This window comes from Bacillus sp. J33 (assembly GCF_000518885.1).
Lineage (GTDB): Bacteria > Bacillota > Bacilli > Bacillales > Cytobacillaceae > Cytobacillus.
This window is the reverse complement of record NZ_KI912517.1, coordinates 181-15,844: the sequence shown is the minus strand read 5'-3', so window position 1 is coordinate 15,844 and position 15,664 is coordinate 181. Positions and strand designations below refer to the sequence as shown.

General features: G+C 40.2%; 15 protein-coding genes and 1 pseudogene. 6 read left to right on the top strand and 10 right to left on the bottom strand.

All coding sequences use genetic code 11. The features are described from left to right. Nucleotides 1-250: 250 nt before the first annotated feature. Nucleotides 251-688, bottom strand: coding sequence for a hypothetical protein (locus L634_RS0129070; RefSeq protein WP_026585390.1), 438 nt, complete (start codon nt 686-688; stop codon nt 251-253). Between the two features lie 507 nt (nt 689-1,195). On the opposite strand from L634_RS0129070, the pseudogene L634_RS35050 reads away from it, so the two are divergent. Beyond that, nucleotides 1,196-1,667 (top strand): annotated as a pseudogene (locus tag L634_RS35050) (PCYCGC motif-containing (lipo)protein). A 351-nt stretch (nt 1,668-2,018) separates the two neighbouring features. Here the strand turns inward: L634_RS35050 and L634_RS0129060 are convergent. The 6 genes from L634_RS0129060 to L634_RS0129030 all read right to left on the bottom strand — a co-directional run bounded on the left by L634_RS0129060 (nt 2,019) and on the right by L634_RS0129030 (nt 8,438). Beyond that, nucleotides 2,019-2,519, bottom strand: coding sequence for an RNA polymerase sigma factor (locus tag L634_RS0129060; RefSeq protein WP_034263477.1), 501 nt, complete (start codon nt 2,517-2,519; stop codon nt 2,019-2,021). Nucleotides 2,520-2,537: 18 nt separating this feature from the next. Next, on the bottom strand, nt 2,538-4,778 hold the full coding sequence (locus L634_RS0129055) for a sensor histidine kinase (protein WP_026585388.1): 2,241 nt from the start codon (nt 4,776-4,778) through the stop codon (nt 2,538-2,540). Then, on the bottom strand, nt 4,756-5,448 hold the full coding sequence (locus L634_RS0129050; protein ID WP_026585387.1) for a response regulator transcription factor: 693 nt from the start codon (nt 5,446-5,448) through the stop codon (nt 4,756-4,758). Before L634_RS0129050 ends, L634_RS0129055 begins: the two co-directional genes overlap by 23 nt. A gap of 311 nt (nt 5,449-5,759) precedes the next feature. Beyond that, complete coding sequence (gene dnaN, locus L634_RS0129045) at nt 5,760-6,890, bottom strand: DNA polymerase III subunit beta (RefSeq protein ID WP_026585386.1); 1,131 nt, start codon at nt 6,888-6,890, stop codon at nt 5,760-5,762. A 272-nt stretch (nt 6,891-7,162) separates the two neighbouring features. Then, nucleotides 7,163-7,612 carry an NUDIX hydrolase gene (locus L634_RS0129035; RefSeq protein WP_026585385.1) on the bottom strand — a complete coding sequence of 150 codons (450 nt, stop codon included), beginning with the start codon at nt 7,610-7,612 and terminating at the stop codon, nt 7,163-7,165. Between the two features lie 22 nt (nt 7,613-7,634). Further along, on the bottom strand, nt 7,635-8,438 hold the full coding sequence (locus tag L634_RS0129030; RefSeq protein ID WP_034263484.1) for a pentapeptide repeat-containing protein: 804 nt from the start codon (nt 8,436-8,438) through the stop codon (nt 7,635-7,637). Between the two features lie 132 nt (nt 8,439-8,570). Here L634_RS0129030 and L634_RS0129025 point away from each other — a divergent pair, with 132 nt between their 5' ends. Further along, entirely contained in the window at nt 8,571-8,912 is a 342-nt protein-coding gene (locus L634_RS0129025) for a hypothetical protein (protein WP_026585383.1), read from the top strand. Nucleotides 8,913-9,101: 189 nt separating this feature from the next. Here the strand turns inward: L634_RS0129025 and L634_RS0129020 are convergent, their stop codons facing one another. After that, nucleotides 9,102-9,659 carry a sugar O-acetyltransferase gene (locus tag L634_RS0129020; protein ID WP_026585382.1) on the bottom strand — a complete coding sequence of 186 codons (558 nt, stop codon included), beginning with the start codon at nt 9,657-9,659 and terminating at the stop codon, nt 9,102-9,104. Nucleotides 9,660-9,860: 201 nt separating this feature from the next. Here L634_RS0129020 and L634_RS0129015 point away from each other — a divergent pair, with 201 nt between their 5' ends. Further along, nucleotides 9,861-10,790: an ABC transporter ATP-binding protein gene (locus L634_RS0129015; RefSeq protein WP_026585381.1), complete on the top strand. Its 930-nt coding sequence runs from the start codon at nt 9,861-9,863 to the stop codon at nt 10,788-10,790. Further along, nucleotides 10,750-11,913, top strand: coding sequence for an ABC transporter permease (locus L634_RS0129010; RefSeq protein WP_232233868.1), 1,164 nt, complete (start codon nt 10,750-10,752; stop codon nt 11,911-11,913). Before L634_RS0129015 ends, L634_RS0129010 begins: the two co-directional genes overlap by 41 nt. 135 nt (nt 11,914-12,048) lie before the next feature. Here L634_RS0129010 and L634_RS0129005 read toward each other — a convergent pair whose 3' ends face one another. After that, entirely contained in the window at nt 12,049-13,215 is a 1,167-nt protein-coding gene (locus L634_RS0129005) for a TraB/GumN family protein (protein WP_026585379.1), read from the bottom strand. 219 nt (nt 13,216-13,434) lie between these two features. Between L634_RS0129005 and L634_RS0129000 the strand changes: the two genes are divergently transcribed. After that, nucleotides 13,435-14,061: a metal-dependent hydrolase gene (locus L634_RS0129000; RefSeq protein ID WP_026585378.1), complete on the top strand. Its 627-nt coding sequence runs from the start codon at nt 13,435-13,437 to the stop codon at nt 14,059-14,061. A gap of 238 nt (nt 14,062-14,299) precedes the next feature. Here the strand turns inward: L634_RS0129000 and L634_RS0128995 are convergent, their stop codons facing one another. Continuing rightward, nucleotides 14,300-14,758: a GyrI-like domain-containing protein gene (locus tag L634_RS0128995; protein WP_026585377.1), complete on the bottom strand. Its 459-nt coding sequence runs from the start codon at nt 14,756-14,758 to the stop codon at nt 14,300-14,302. A gap of 443 nt (nt 14,759-15,201) precedes the next feature. On the opposite strand from L634_RS0128995, the gene L634_RS33170 reads away from it, so the two are divergent. After that, nucleotides 15,202-15,525 carry a helix-turn-helix domain-containing protein gene (locus tag L634_RS33170; RefSeq protein ID WP_084029068.1) on the top strand — a complete coding sequence of 108 codons (324 nt, stop codon included), beginning with the start codon at nt 15,202-15,204 and terminating at the stop codon, nt 15,523-15,525. Nucleotides 15,526-15,664: the final 139 nt, after the last annotated feature.

Genomic DNA, 15,664 nt, shown 5'->3' with positions numbered 1-15,664 from the left:
AATCTAACATGAAATGTTTTATGCCCTTTATTAAAAGCGGTGCTAGAAATTTTTCAGCAACAGAAACCCGTTAAACCAGAAAATGGATAAAGGTATTAAAGAAGTGTTATAGTCCTTCTCCATAAAAAAAACTGCTTCCGAGACATTGATTCCCATATCATAAGGGAGACGTTAAAAGGTTTGAATCCCCCTTCAAAAAAAACTGATGTCCATCTTATACCAAATGGCCCCTGCTTTCTTTGCAGGAAGCTTAATTATTTGATCTAAGAAAATGCAAGTGCCCACGCAGGAATAAGCAAGCAGCAGTATAGTATGGGGCTGAGTACCACCATACCCATTTGAAGTAATTAATAAATTTTAAGTGAACGGTAATCGCTTCAAAAACCAGCGAAAAAACCCAGCCTGCCATATAAATAATAAAATTCGGCAAGCTTTTGGGCATGAAATTCAGGAAAATGATGCCAAACGATGCTCCGAGAGTTAATTCGAGTAAATGAACTCCAAGCTGAATTCCCCCGCCATTTAGCTCATACAGCCTAAAATATAAACTCAATACAAGATCTGTACTCATATTAATTAATGCGACGACAAACCAGGATACGTAAATCTCTTTATTTGTTAAGCTCTTTGGCATTAACCAGATTATAAGCAGATTTACAGCCAAAGCAGAGTATGGAAACCAGTACATCCATTTAACCGCCTTTTCTATAGTTAGAGATTTTCTTCTCCAGAAAGGTCATACACTTATAAATTCCTGTTAAAGACAATAATACCGAGTACCATATCTTCCGCGTCCCATAATTAAAATATCCCCAGGGCTCGGGAAGCAAGGCTGTCATTTCATTGCAGCAATAAGTCCAATCGTAAATATTCCCTATTTCGTTTTTTCCGCCGAAAAGTTTTTCTTCTATTATGCCCTTGGTAAACAGCTCGCTATACGAAACTGGCTATACTAACGATAAATGACTCTATAACGCAGATAAAAGGTTTTATAACGATGATAATCATCTCTATAAGGCTATAAAACCTTCTATGCATTGGATAAGCCAATAACCCTCTAAAACATCTATACATGCAGACTTTCCATTCCTCTTCATCTCCTTAAGAGTTGCCAATATTGTCACTGAATTTGTTTTAGTTCCGTGGTAAGGTTGAAAGGAGGTTTTTCGTTAATCTTGAGGCAGGAGTGGACTTGTTGAAAAAGTTATTAATGCCATTTTTTCTGGGTACTCTTATAGTATCCGGCTGTTCTGCTGGAGATAAAGCAGACTCTGGGGGTTCTAAGCTGTACAATCCTAAGCTTGAATATAAAATCGGCAGTAATGATTGGTCAGCTGTTACTTCTATAACAGACAGCCCAAAAGTTCTTGAAGCTTATCAATTTGCTGTGGAACATCCCGAAGTGCTCGACTACATGCCCTGCTATTGCGGCTGTTATGAAAGAGGATGGCCACATAAACAACACTCATTGTTTCGTTGATTCCGTTGAAAATAACACGGCCAGGCTCGACAGCATGGGCTTTGGCTGAGGAATTTGCGTTGATATTGCCCGTGAGGCAAAACAAGAGTTTGAAAAAGGTACAGATTTAAAAACGATTCGCAGCCACCTCGATAATAAATACGAGTCACTTGGCACCTCTACGCCTACGCCAATGCCGGAAGGGTAACATTAAGAACATAAGCAGAAGCGCCTAGACATAGGAGCTTCTGCTAAAAACCGCCACGTCCTCCCAAAAGCTAACGGTTTCGGTCGGGCGATGTATCGCTGCCGAAGCTTTCCTTGTCCTGATTTCTGGAGTGATTTGTTACGTTCCGAGCTGCTCAAAGCATCATTCTCCGAATCATGCTCCTCGCAAGATATTCAAGGAAGCCTTTTCAGGATGAAAACTGGCTAGGCGCTGGAGCTAGATGCAGACAACTTTTCACAAAATGATTCACATGATAGGATTATATTATTTTCATAACAACAAAAAAGGAGAGCAAACAGCCCATTTTAGACTGCTTGCTCTCCTTTTTATCTATGCCCCCACCTGAACCATGCTCTTCAACTGCTTCCTTGCCCTGAATATCCTTGTTTTAACAGTCGAAGGCTTTAAATTTAGTAATGCAGCTATCTCGTGCTCCTTTAATCCGCGTTCAACCTTTAGCAATAGAACATCTTGATAGTTTCGTGTCAGCTGTTTTACTGCTCCGTTGATTTCTTCAGCTGTGAACCCTGATTCTACCTCCTGTTCAACATTCTGCTTTGTTATCACGCAAAGGCTCTCTAGCATTTCCTGCTCCATTGGGACCGCAGTTTTCTTTCTTTCTCTCCTGATAACGTCCAGTGCGGTTCTTCGGGCAATAACAGACAGCCACGCTCCCACTTTGTCTTCATCAATGATCGTTTCAGCTTTCTTCATTGCTTTGATAAAGGTTTCTTGAATGACATCCTCTGCAAGGTAGGCATCACCAGTAACCGAATAACTTATATGATATAGCCTTTTATAATGTAATTTGTATAGCTCTGAGAAATCCATCCTTTTCATCCTCTTCCCTTATTGTTCTATATTCAGTGATATGGTTACTTTGAACAAATCACCATCTGTATCAATATCCAGATTGCCCTCATGAAGGTCGACAATCGATTTAGCTATGGCAAGGCCCAGGCCAGAACCATCTGTATGCCTTGACTTATCCCCTCGTTTAAACCGTTCAAACAGTTCCTCACTTTGATCATCGAGTTCGTATTTGGAAACATTCTTAAACGTAATGACCGCCCGGCCTTTAACCGCAGCAATCGCAATATAGACACGTGAATTCTCCAGTGAATACTTCAAAATATTTCCTATTAAGTTATCAAACACGCGCCATAGCTTTTGGCCATCTACATGAGCGATTATCGGTACACCAGGGTTTGTGACGCGAAAATGCAAATTGGATTCGGTGATGGCATTGTCATGCTCCGCGAGTGCCTGCTGCAGCAATTGGACCAGGTCCACTCTTTCCTTTCTTAGTTCAATATTGCCGCTCGCCATCTTTGAAACTTCGAATAAATCATCAATCAAAAGCTTTAACCGTTTTGACTTCCGGTCAATGATTTCTAAATAGGCTGAACGGTCCTCTTCAGAAACCTCGCCTGATTTTAGAAGTTCTGTGTAAGTAATAATAGAGGTTAACGGTGTTCTTAAGTCATGGCTGACATTTGTAATCAGCTCCGTTTTAAGCCGTTCACTCTTTGCCTGCTCACTTAAAGACGTTTTAACACCCTGCTTTAATATATTGATATTTCCTGCAAGTACAGCGAGCACACTCTTTCCGGTAATCGGCAAATCCTGCCCCATATGACCGGATGCCAGTTCGTTCGTTGTCTCAACGATTCGGTTGAAATAGCCAATTCGTTTGATAAGTGCCAATACCAGCGGAATCCCTGCAAATGCGAGAGTAAACAGGTAGAGCAGTGCAAACAATGGATGGAACAGCATGATGACCGAACCCATCCCCAATCCAAAAATGAGTCCAAGCACAATCACCAGCTGTGTGCCTGTAGTGCGGTTCAAAAAGGCTTCCTTTATGCTTTTTACAGTGTTCTTAGCCACGTTTTTAAACAGAATCCACAGTTTATAAGTCCAGCTTTTTTTCCAAACAGCCTTTGTATTCTCCCAATTTTTAAATTCTCCAGCGATATATTTCAGCTGTACAATTGTTAAGCCGCAAAGAACGGAAGCTCCAATCAGGACAATAATCATTTCTAACACATGGTATGATATTTGGGAGGAATCAATAAGGAAGTCATTTAATAGAAATAGCGACAATATACCGGCCATTGCTGTAAAGCCGAATAAGATTATTCTTAAATCAATGGTCAGCTTATTGAATAATGGCTCCCACCTTTTTATTTCAGCAGACAGTGCCTTCGACCTTCTGCCTGCAATCAATGCAATTATCAATGCCACAACAGCAGATCCAGCATAAACGAATAAAACAATCCGTTTTTGTTTAAAATGATTATTTTCTTCAATAAACTTATTTGTAGCAGGGAGATTTTTTGCCAGGCCAATATGGCCTTCATAGTAGCCTGATTCGGATTCTGCCAGCGTCTGATCAAGGTCTTCATATCCGCCCATAATAAAATGAATGAAATAATTTTTGTCCATAGAGTAATCTGTAAAATATAGCATCTCTTTATTCAACACTTCTTCTGGAGACTCATCTTTAGACAAATTCAAATTTGTGTAAATATCGCCTGTAGCAGTGTCCTCAAAATAATAAGTAAATGATTTCTCATAAAATCTGTACTGATCCCGCATTCGTTCTTTTTCCTTGAAAAAATCTTCTAGTTTTTCTTCTTTTTCCTTTACTACTTTAGGGCGAACGTGTTCATCACTCTCAAAATTCTTCGTAATATCATCTATTCTTTTGTTCATTTGATCAGTTAAAGTTTGGGCAAATTCATTATTTTCGGCATCCTTTGCCTCTTGGATTCTATATTCATATTGGCTTTTAATATTATCTATTTGTTCAGGCAGCGTGCCATAGCGATACCGATGCTCGTTAATGTCCTCTTTCGTAACCTCAATGGCTTCCTTGGCTTCCTCAAGTGTGACGTTATTCAGCTCAAACATTTCCAGATAACCGGCATAATGATCCAGGTGGCTTCTAAACTCAGCGGTGTGGAAATAGCTAGGATTCGTATATTCTTCACCATTAATTAGCAGTGATAAAATGCCGCTTACCCCGAAAGCAAATAAAATGGTTATAATTGCAATAACGAACTTATTTTTCCATCTTGTATCCAATTCCCCATACCACCTTCAAAAATCTTGGATTCTTCGGATCGATTTCAATCTTTTCACGGATTTTCCGAATATGAACTGCAACTGTATTTTCCGCATTATAGCAAGGTTCATTCCAAACCCTTTCATATATTTCATTTATGGAAAAAACACGGCCGGCGTTTGACATAAGCAATTCAACAATTTTATATTCAATCGGAGTCAGCTTTACAGATTCTCCATTCACCGACACTTCCTTCGCTTCTTTATCTAGCATGAGACCGTTCAAATCAATGACCTTTTTAACCCCTTCAAAGGTTCCGAATGTCACATACCGCCTTAGCTGTGATTTTACGCGTGCAACCAATTCCATTGGATTAAACGGTTTGGTGACATAATCATCCGCCCCAACCTGCAGGCCCAAAATCTTATCCGTATCCTCGCTCTTGGCACTAAGAATGATGATCGGGATATTCTTCTTCTCACGAATTTTATATGTAGCCGAAATACCGTCCAGCTTTGGCATCATCACATCCAGGATAATTAAGTGCACCTGCTGCTCATTCAATATCTCAAGTGCTTCAATTCCATCTTTTGCTTTCAAAACGGTTATGCCTTCATTTTTGAGATAAATCTCAATCGCATCCCGTATTTCTTTCTCATCATCTACAACGAGTACATTATAATGTTCCATAATCCCCCTACTTTCTCGCGGCTCGTTTTCATATTGTTATACTAATCGTAAAATCTTAACATTAACGCAATAGAAATCTTAAGAATTTCTTAAGATTGAACCTGCACTTCTTAAGTTTTTGGCTTATCTCCCATTTTATTATGGGTGTAAATGGAAAAACAGACTTGTATTCGAAAGACAGCAAAAAGCACCGATCAACAGCGGCTTTTTGCTGATGATCAGTGCTTAAATAAAGATTTTCTGACTTTAAACAGATTTTCTATGCTGCTTCCAGCTCGAAAAAGTAAAGTCGGTTGATTTGAAATCTCCTCTTAGTTCGAACGGACTGGAGAAATCAGATGGAGACAGGAAGGATTGCCTGCTGGCTCAATCAAAACCGGTCTCATTGAGCCCCCAAAACTCAAGCGGACTTCATTTTCCTTTATTGCTCTTAATGCTTCCATTAAGAAGGTTCCATCCAGTGAAATTGAAAGCTCCTCATCCCCGCTTAATTCATATATTTTTTGAGTTTCTTCAATATATCCTACTGCCGAGGAGTCAGAGGAGATTTTTAATTTCTTGCCAGCTTTGATCTCGATATGGACATTATTATTTTTCCAATCACTTGCAAACAGGCTGGCCCGGTCAATCCCTTTTAAGAGCTGATTTGTATTTAGAACCATCACCGTCTTTGCTTCCTTTGGGATAAGCCCAGCAACATCCGGATATTTGCCTTCAATTAAGCGTGAATAAAAAGAAACCGTTTTTGCTCTAAAAACGATATAACTCTCAGTAAGAAATATAAGTATTTCTCCATCTTCATGTACCATTAATTTAGCTAGTTCATTGAGGCTGGAGGAGGGAACAATAATGGAGCCTTCCATTTTGCAGTCAATCTCAGTTTCACTTAATGCCAAACGGTGCGAATTGGTTGCTGCGCATCTAAATCGGCTATCCTGAAATGACATATGGACACCTGTTAGAACAGGCCTTGTCTCATTTTTTGATGATGCAAACGCGGTTAGCTTGATCATTTCTATAAATTTTTTGCTTGGTATGACAAACGGTTCTGAACGCTCCATCTGCGGAAGCCTTGGAAATTCTTCTGAATGGAAGCCATTTATATTTGTAACGATTTCAGAAGAGGTAATAGTCATGATCCGTTTTTCGTTTACCTTAATATGGACGTCACTCGGGAGCTTTTTTATCATTTCACTTAAATATTTAGCAGTAATTACTGCACTTCCAGTCTCTGAAACCTCCAGTACCTTTTCTCCATCAATCAATTCAGGGATGATTATTTCAATGATGATATCCGAATTGCTGGCTGTTAGAATTAAACACTCTTCTTCTGCTGTAATCTTTATGCCCGCTAAAATGGGAATTGAAGTTTTGGAGCTTACTGCTTTACTGACATCCCTAATAGCCTTATTAAAAAATTCGCACTTTATATTAAATTCCACTGTAATGCCCCCTACTATATATCAGTAGGGTATATTTTCGACAAAATTCCTGAAAATTCCTTTTTCTCTACATTTCTTCAAACATTGGCTCTGTTAAACTCGTCTGTTGATTTCCGTTTCTGGAGCTCAGCGAACAGCGGGCCGTCCGGCAGTCCGGCGCTCCTCCAGCAGGACATTGAATATGCATCCTTAAATAATCCACGAAGGAAATGCTGCAGCATTGAGGAGCTCGCACCTTCCACTCAATCAACAGGTGCTAAGCTCAGTCAGCTTTAACACAGCTTAAACATTTCTAATGGGTATAATTTTTTACCTAATAATGCATCAGCTATCTGTTTTATCACAAAAGCATGCCGCAGCTGATCATCTTCGAAACTTTTAATCTTCCACAGCGGCACCCATCTGCTTTCTGTAATTTCGGCTTCCGCCAGATTCAAAGAGCCGCCTATAATTTCAGCAGTAAAATGAAATAGGATCACTTGATCATTCGAGCTGCTGGTAAAATGATAGATGCCCGACGCTTTAGTCAGGTTTACTTCAAATCCTGTTTCTTCCTTCACTTCTCTGATTGCTGCTGCGAGGATGTCCTCCCCATTTTCAATCCGTCCTGAAGGGAAATTCCATTTATTCTGAGCTGTTGGCTTGTTCTCTTTTATCATTAAAACATTGTTATCTCTCAATATTGAAACACTTGCTGCAAGGACGATTCCATTCTGTGTCATTCCTCGATCTCTCTTTCTGCTTCTATTTAAGCCAATGGCTTGGCACCTTTAATGTTGCAGGCAATTTTGTATGAATATCTCCATTGGCAGAGTTTATCTGGGCCTGTGTTAAAAAAATGCTTCCTGTCAGATTCGCGCCGCTTAGGTCAGCATCCCTAAAATCGGCTCCAATAAGATCAGTGAATCCCAAATCAGCTTTTCTAAGATCGGCAGCAATAAACAATGAGCCTCTTAAATTGGCTCCCCTGAGAACAGCTCCCTTCATCTTTTCCCCAATAAAGTCTTTTCTGGCCTTAGATTTTCTTTTTCCTTGCTGAGCTTTTGACCTAACCAGCTCACTTGCTTTTAAAAGCAGATTATTTACTTCTGTTCTATGGGCGGGAATATTCAGTTCTATCATTAACTTTGGCTTCATATTTGTTAAGGATTCCGTTTTTTCCAATGAGTCTTTCAATTCATCATGAATCTGGCGGGTTGATTCCAAATTCAATGCTTCCGTCAAATAGTAGAGCATTTCATGAAGCTGCTGCATGATTGGAAATACTTCAAACATTTCTTTTGCCAGTTCAGGATGACAGCGCCAATCCCTGCCTTCAAAAGTTTCTTGTGATACTTTTTGGCCGGCCCCAAAACACTCATAAGAGGTGCAGCCTTTAAAACCCTTATTTCTTAGATCATTATGTATACGGCAGCGAAAATCAGATTGCAAATTGGGGCAAGGTATACCACCTTCTTTATCAATGGCAAAATCTGCGGATTTTGCATAAGGCAAAGCTATACAGCAAAGACTAAAACATCTCTCACAATCAGAGTTAAAATCGTTCATATTATTAGTCAAAAACATGCACTTCCTTAAAAATTTTATGGCTATAGATAGGTATTATTTTAATTATTTTTGTTTTATGATTTTAACAAATGGGAATTTTACTTAATAATCTTAATAACAAGGAGTGTCCCTATGTCTAAAAACAAATATAAGGATAAGGCGAAAAGCGCAGTCAGCAAAATCAAGGCCAATATAAAAGGTAAATTCTTTGAAATGGCAGATATCCCTTCCATTTCAGTAAAGCAGCTGGCTGAGTTTATTCAGCAGCATCCTGACACACAGGTTTCAAAGAAAGAACTTCTGGGAAACACCTTTACCTTTTACCGTTTAAAAATAAATGATGACTTTCTTTATATGGAAACCAACCATAACAGAATCCTGCAGCTTGATGGTTCGTCACATGGAAAACAGTTTGTATCCTATCGATCCTATCGGGATTCCTATGACATAAATACACCCATTAGGCTGATCTAATATAAGTAAATGGGCTATCTCTCAATGGTGGCTCTTTTTTTGTATTATTACTTGATCTAAAGGAATCGTTAAGGATGCTGAGTCACCAAAATATGTCTCGCTAACCCACAACGTTTTTCAAAAAAAACCTTCCAGAATTAAAAAAAACAGCTTTGCCTCATTAGAAGCAACGCATTTGATTCCTTTTTATCATTCAATCATTTTAATGACTTTTGCAGGATTGCCGCCGACAACGGCATTCTTTGGCACATCTTTCGTTACAACAGCACCTGAGGCAATTACGGCATTGTCGCCAATATTCACGCCCGGGTTGATAATCGCTCCACCGCCAATCCACACATTGCTGCCAATGGTCACAGGTTTTCCAAATTCCCTTCCTGAGTTGCGTTCAGCGGGATTCAATGGATGGGTCGCCGTATAAATATGTACACCTGGAGCTAGCATGCAGTTATCCCCAAATCTTACTTCACAAACATCAAGAATGACACATTCGAAATTGGCGAAGAAATTTTCGCCCACATGAATGTTGTATCCATAATCACAACGGAAAGTTGGTTCGAGAAATAGAACCTTTCCAGTAGATCCGAACAATTCTTTTAATAATTCGGCCCTTTTCTCCCCTTCAGTCTCAGCTGTTTGATTTATTAGCCTAACCAAACGCCTTGCACGCTCGCGTTCTTTTAATAACTCCGGATCAGCTGGATCATACATTTCACCAGCAAGCATTTTTTGTTTCTCTGATTTCATATGGACATCTCCCTGTATTTGAATACCTTATTCTTTTATAAAAACAGCTTTTAGTAAGAAATACAAGTTTGAACTGTCAACTATAATGGAGCCCCTTCTTCATTAAGTTTCTATGAAAAATGAATTTTTCCCAAAACATCAACGTATTAAATAAGTGGTTGGTATTTTTTAGTTAACTCGCCAAGAAAGTGAGGAAGTTTAATGACCGTATTAGAAGTAAAAAATCTGCAAAAATCTTTCGGTGCCATTCGAGCGGTACAGGACATCAGCTTTTCAGTAAAAGCTGGTGAGGTTTTCACCATTATCGGGCCAAACGGTGCAGGCAAAACGACTACTTTGGAAATGATTGAAGGCCTTGTTTCTCCTGATGATGGAGAGATATACTTCGGAGATCTGGACTGGAAGAAAAACGCGATTTCTATCAAAAGGAAAATTGGCGTCCAGCCTCAATCCAGCGCTATGTTTGATTTATTAACACCTGAAGAAAATCTGAAGCTATTTGCCTCTTTTTATGAACACGCCCGGCCTGCGGAAGAAATTTTGGAGATCATCAACCTAACTGAACATCGGAAAAACCAGGTGAAAAAACTGTCCGGCGGGCAGCGGCAAAGGCTGGCAATTGGCCTTGCACTAATTAGTGACCCCGAAATCATCTTTCTCGATGAACCGACAACAGGCCTGGACCCTCAGGCCCGCAGAAATATTTGGGATATCATACTCCATCTGAAGGAATTAGGCAAAACAACCATTCTGACCACCCACTATATGGAAGAAGCCGAAAAATTAAGTGATCGTGTATGCATTGTAGACCAGGGAAGTGTAATTGCCCTTGACTCCCCTTCTGCACTCATTGAGAAGCTTACAAATGAACGGGAAATAAGAGTGTCCTTCCTTGATGGAGAAACGGCTGCTTCTGAAGCAGATCAATTTTCAAGTGTTCTCGAGTCTGTTGCCAGGACGGAACGTGAAGGAGCATCCTTGAAAGTTTGGGCAGTGAAACCGGAGGAAACACTTTTGGATTTATTTAAATTCACGAAGGATAAAGCTTATCAGGTAGAACAGGTCTCCATAAAGGAAATGAGCCTTGAAGATGTTTTTATCGCCTTTACCGGAAAGGAATGGAGGGATTGAGATTAACAACTTTCATCAGTTTAAAATGATGTTTTTCGCCCAGCTGAAACTGACATTGCGTGAAAAACAGGCTTGGTTTTGGGGGATTTTTTTCCCAGTCATCCTAATGGTGATCTTTATGCTAATCTTCAGCGGAGGTTCTGATGAAGAGTTTCAAACAGAGGTAGCGGTTGTAGAACCTAATCCCAACCCAGCTTCTGATAGGATGCTTGGTCAAATCAGCGAGCTTCCGGTTTTTGAAGTAAAATCAGGAAAGCCTGTTCCGAGGGATAAAGCGGAAGAGTGGGTAAAAGAACAGGAAGTGGATGCCGCCATTATTTTGCCAGAATCGCCAGAAGCCTCTTCCGTTTTTCTTGTCGTGAACAAAGAGAATGAACAAGGTGCAGCTGCTCAGGCCGTTTACGGCATTCTCGATAAATTTGTCCAGCAGGCCAATTTATCAGCAGCTGGTGCAGCACCAACATTTGATCTGAAATTCGAATCCATAACGTCTGGAAACAATGATTTAAGTTATTCGGATTTCCTTTTAACGGGCATGATTGCATTATCCATTGCCCAAGGCGGTATGTTCGGGATGGTTGATTTAGTTGAGATGCGCAGAAAAGGACTAATCAAAAGGCTGCGGATGACTCCGGCAAGCATGGGCTTATTTGGGTTAAGTGATATGGTCATGAGGCTGCTGTTCAGCATTGTGCAAATCGTCCTGCTCTCATTAATAGGCGTCCTGTTTTTTGGCGCAAGCCTTTATATCAATCCAATCAGCCTCATCATTGTATTTTTGATTGGCGCTTTATCCTTTAATGCCCTGGGTTATTTCTTTTCTGCTTTCAGCAAAACAACTGAAGCCTATATGGGTGTTGCAAATATTGTTAGCTTCGTCATGATGTTTTTAAGCGGAGTGTTTTTTCCAGTTGAAACCATGCCCGAATGGCTGCAGCCAATTTCCAATATTTTGCCTCTTACTTATTTTGCTGATGGGTTAAGAGCAAGCATGGTTTATGAAACGAGCGCAGCTAATGCAGCGCTTTGGGCAGGAATTGGCATATTGGTGATTTGGGGTGCCATCACCTTCATTCTTGGTTCGCTGCTTTATAAAAGCAAGGCAATTGCAGCAGACAGATAATCAAAAAAGTGTTAGCTGGCCTATCAGGCAGCTAACACTTTTTTTGCTTTTACTCTTAAAATCCCTTTAGACTTCAGCTTCCTCATTAATCATTATTTTCTATAAGGACACTCATCATTCTCTCAGCCTTCATAGTTATAAATTCTCCAAAAACACCTTAATCACATCAGCACCGCCGATAAAAGTCCCCAATGAGCTGCCAAGGTTAGCAAGAACGACAATCAGCAAAATCCGGCTGACCTTGTTTTGCCAGAAGCCTTTTACACTAAAAACATCTTCGGAAAGTGTTTCAAAGTCTTTTACACTTGGGCGCCGTATATAGCTTTGAGTCAAACCTGCAAACCAGCCGGCTGCAAGGAGCGGATTTAACGATGTAATCGGTGCAGCAACAAAAGCTGTTAAAATTGTTAGGGGATGTCCCATCCCAATGGCCGCTCCAATTGCTGATAACGAACCATTCCAAATAATCCAGCTTATTGTCTGCGCAAATCCTGCAGATGGATTTGCATAAAAGGTGTAGGCAATAATCGCCAAAATAAATATCGGAATGCTCCACCCAATTATTTTCGGAAGATTGGACTTTGGCGGGCGAGCTGTCAAACTGGCCATATCCTGCTCTCTCTTGATTTCCTCTTTGATTCCAGGTACATGCGCTGCACCCAGTACGGCCACAATTTTTTCTCCTGGTGCATCTTTAATTTTTTGGGCCAGGTACTGATCCCGCTCGTCAATTAAAGGTTTTTTTAGTCGCGGGAAGCTTTCGGTAAATTCATTCAGAATCGCATTTATTGTATCCTGATTTTTCATTTTTTCAAGCTCTTCTTCTGAAATGGTGTCTTTGCTGAAGATGCTGGCAATGACCTGGCTAAGCAGAAGCGCTTTTCCTTTTATGCCAAGGTTGCCCCAAATCCTGGCAAACGTAATCTGGATATTGCGGTCGGCAAGAACCAGATTGGCTCCCGTTTCCTTTGCTGACTCTATTCCCTGAATCATTTCCTGCCCTGCCTTAATCCCGAATTGATCGGCCATGCGGTTTTGAAAAGAAGAAATTGCCAGATTCATTAAAAGGAGGGAGGCTTTCTTCTCCTTAATTACCTGAATAACGTCCATTTCTTTCCATTTATTTCCTTCTTTGATTGATTGATATCTTTGCTGGTCCAATTCCACGCAAACAGAGTCAGGCTGTTCTGATTCAATAACTTCTTTTACCTGCTCGGCGCTATGTTTAGAAACATGTGCCGTTCCAATTAATATGTATTCCTTGCCATCTAAATGAATCCTCGTTATGTTTTCCTCAGCCATAAATACCTTCCTTTAAAAGAAACAAATTCTTGCAGAGCGCAAGATAACAAACTTATGTAAGTTTTATTTATTCATTATACCATGAACTATTCAATGAATGCCCGAGATAATTGGTAGCAAAGCACTAATTTCTATAAAAGCCTAAACAGAACAAATGTTTTATTATAATATTAAAGAGCATGAAAAATATGCAAATCTCTCATAAAGGTGGAAAAAACATTGAATGGTACCGCACATGCAGCAATCGGAGCAGCAGCAGGATACGTGGTTGCGAACACTGTTCACGCCAGCCCCTCTACAACACTATTATTAGTTGGTTTAGGCGGAATTTCTGGATTAATTCCCGATCTGGACATAGATGGAAAGCTTCGTGACCGGATCACCCTATCACATGAAGTGGTTCGTAGCGTTGCACAATTAATTGGATTTTTAATGATTATTTACAGTTTTTATGAAGGAAACTCCAAAGAGAAATGGCTTGGGATCGCTATTGGAATTAGTATGATCGCCATATCTTCCCGGATTAGGCAAAAACATATGCTCACCATTACTGGAATCGGTGTCCTTGGAGTTGGTGTTTCCCTGCAGGAAATATGGCTGATCTTGTTTGGGATTTATATTTTAATAGCTTCTTTCGTACCGCATCGCAGCTATACGCATTCAATCCTTGGAGTTTTATTCTTCGGGTTTATTGCTTCCAAATTTGAAACATCACTTGGGATCCATGGTGTTTTCTATACATGCCTTGCGGGATACATAAGCCACTTGATTGCCGATATTAAAATGCTGCCGTTCAATAAACGGGGCATTAAGCTATTTCTGCCCATTTCGTCCAAGGAAATATAATGTTTGAAAAACCGCTCAGAGGTAACCCTCTGGGCGGCTCTTTTTTTGAGCAATCACATAAGCTTTTCCGGTTCCTCTGCATATAGCTCCATTAGTACGCAGTTGGGACATCCATACCAACGGCTAATTTTCTCTCAGTATCTGTCTTTTTTAAGACCTGATCGGCTCGGAATCATGCTGTCTTCCCACATCACTGCAGGACATTTCGGACAATTCTTTTCCATTTCTCCACCTTTTTTCACTTTTCAGCTGCATTTTTAATAGGAATATAGACTTCAACATCCTCAGCGTCATTTTCCACAGGATAATAGACTTCAACTATATAATGTTCAGGACCTTCATACTGATAACCTTGCTCTTCAATCCACTGATTCAAATCGCTGTACAACCGTTCCATCTCTGTTACCTTACCCCTAATCGCTGCATATGAATTCTCTGCCCGTATGTATTCCATTCCCTCGGGTAAAGATTCCTCCTTCCCATTCACTAATAACCCTACAAAAAAGGTTCCTTCTAAATGGTTTTCACCGATCTTAGGTTCGTATATGGAAACCTCTAAGCCCGTACGATTAAATATATGATGAGCCTGCTGCAAAAAATGCTGTGCTGCCTTTGGGACCAATTCAGCATAATCCTTAAAAAGTCCTCTATTTCTCATTACTGCTGCCTGAAATTCCTTCGAAACCACTTTGCACATTGGAAATAGCCTCCACTCATTGTTAAAATCACTATACCTTTCTCCAAAATCTGGAATACTCCTTCTTTATTAAAAATTTATCTGGCATGCTCCCTGATTTATCTAACATGTTAGGGGTTTTCCTAGCATGTTGGCCCATTTATCTAGCATAAATTTAAATTTATCTGACATTGCACCATTTGACCGGAAAAGAGCTTTTACAAAAAGGTCTTTACTCATAATTAGTTTTTATACTTGTAAATTTTGCCCGTTGATTAACCTTAGTTAGCCCTGAAATGCAACAAACTGTACGATAACAGCTTACACAAAACTTGAATCGCTCTAATCCGTTATCCTTAAACCTGCACAGTCAAAAAAATAGACGCGCCATAAATGATATGATCCCCCTATAGTAGACAGAAAAAAGAAAGCATACTAATCTGTCTACTATGGGGGGATTTTTGATGGGGAAAACAAGACAGACATATGATGTTAAATTTAAGAAAAGAGCCGTAGACCTTTACTTAAAAGAGGGGATGGGTTATGAAACAGTCGCTAAGGAGCTGGATATTAATTATTCAATGGTAAGACGCTGGGTTAAACATTTTAAGGCTGAAGGGATAAAGGGGCTGGAAGAAAAACGAGGGAAAGCAAAAGGACCAGGTCAAGGCAGACCCAGGACCTCTCCGGAAGATCCTGAGGCTAAAATAAAACGACTGNTTCCGGCTTCATGGAAGCTTCATGGCGACCTTTTTCTCTCTGCTAGACCAATTTCCGGCTTCATATAAGCTTCATGGCGACCTTTTTCTCTCTGCTGGCCCCATTTCCGGCTTCATATAAGCTTCATGGAAGCTTCATGGCGACCTTTTTCTCTCCGCTGGACCAAATTCCGGCTTCATGGAAGCTTCATGGCGACCTTTTTCTCTC

Excerpts from the sequence above, each read along its gene's own strand:
- L634_RS0129060 (WP_034263477.1), bottom strand. The coding sequence starts at position 2,519 with ATGGATTTCTCAGAGCTATACAAATTACATTATAAAAGGCTATATCAT.
- L634_RS0129030 (WP_034263484.1), bottom strand. The coding sequence starts at position 8,438 with ATGAACGATTTTAACTCTGATTGTGAGAGATGTTTTAGTCTTTGCTGT.
- L634_RS0129025 (WP_026585383.1), top strand. The coding sequence starts at position 8,571 with ATGTCTAAAAACAAATATAAGGATAAGGCGAAAAGCGCAGTCAGCAAA.
- L634_RS0129015 (WP_026585381.1), top strand. The coding sequence starts at position 9,861 with ATGACCGTATTAGAAGTAAAAAATCTGCAAAAATCTTTCGGTGCCATT.
- L634_RS0129070 (WP_026585390.1), bottom strand. The coding sequence starts at position 688 with ATGTACTGGTTTCCATACTCTGCTTTGGCTGTAAATCTGCTTATAATC.
- L634_RS0129050 (WP_026585387.1), bottom strand. The coding sequence starts at position 5,448 with ATGGAACATTATAATGTACTCGTTGTAGATGATGAGAAAGAAATACGG.
- L634_RS0129005 (WP_026585379.1), bottom strand. The coding sequence starts at position 13,215 with ATGGCTGAGGAAAACATAACGAGGATTCATTTAGATGGCAAGGAATAC.
- L634_RS0129010 (WP_232233868.1), top strand. The coding sequence starts at position 10,750 with ATGTTTTTATCGCCTTTACCGGAAAGGAATGGAGGGATTGAGATTAAC.
- L634_RS0128995 (WP_026585377.1), bottom strand. The coding sequence starts at position 14,758 with ATGTGCAAAGTGGTTTCGAAGGAATTTCAGGCAGCAGTAATGAGAAAT.
- L634_RS0129035 (WP_026585385.1), bottom strand. The coding sequence starts at position 7,612 with ATGACACAGAATGGAATCGTCCTTGCAGCAAGTGTTTCAATATTGAGA.
- L634_RS0129020 (WP_026585382.1), bottom strand. The coding sequence starts at position 9,659 with ATGAAATCAGAGAAACAAAAAATGCTTGCTGGTGAAATGTATGATCCA.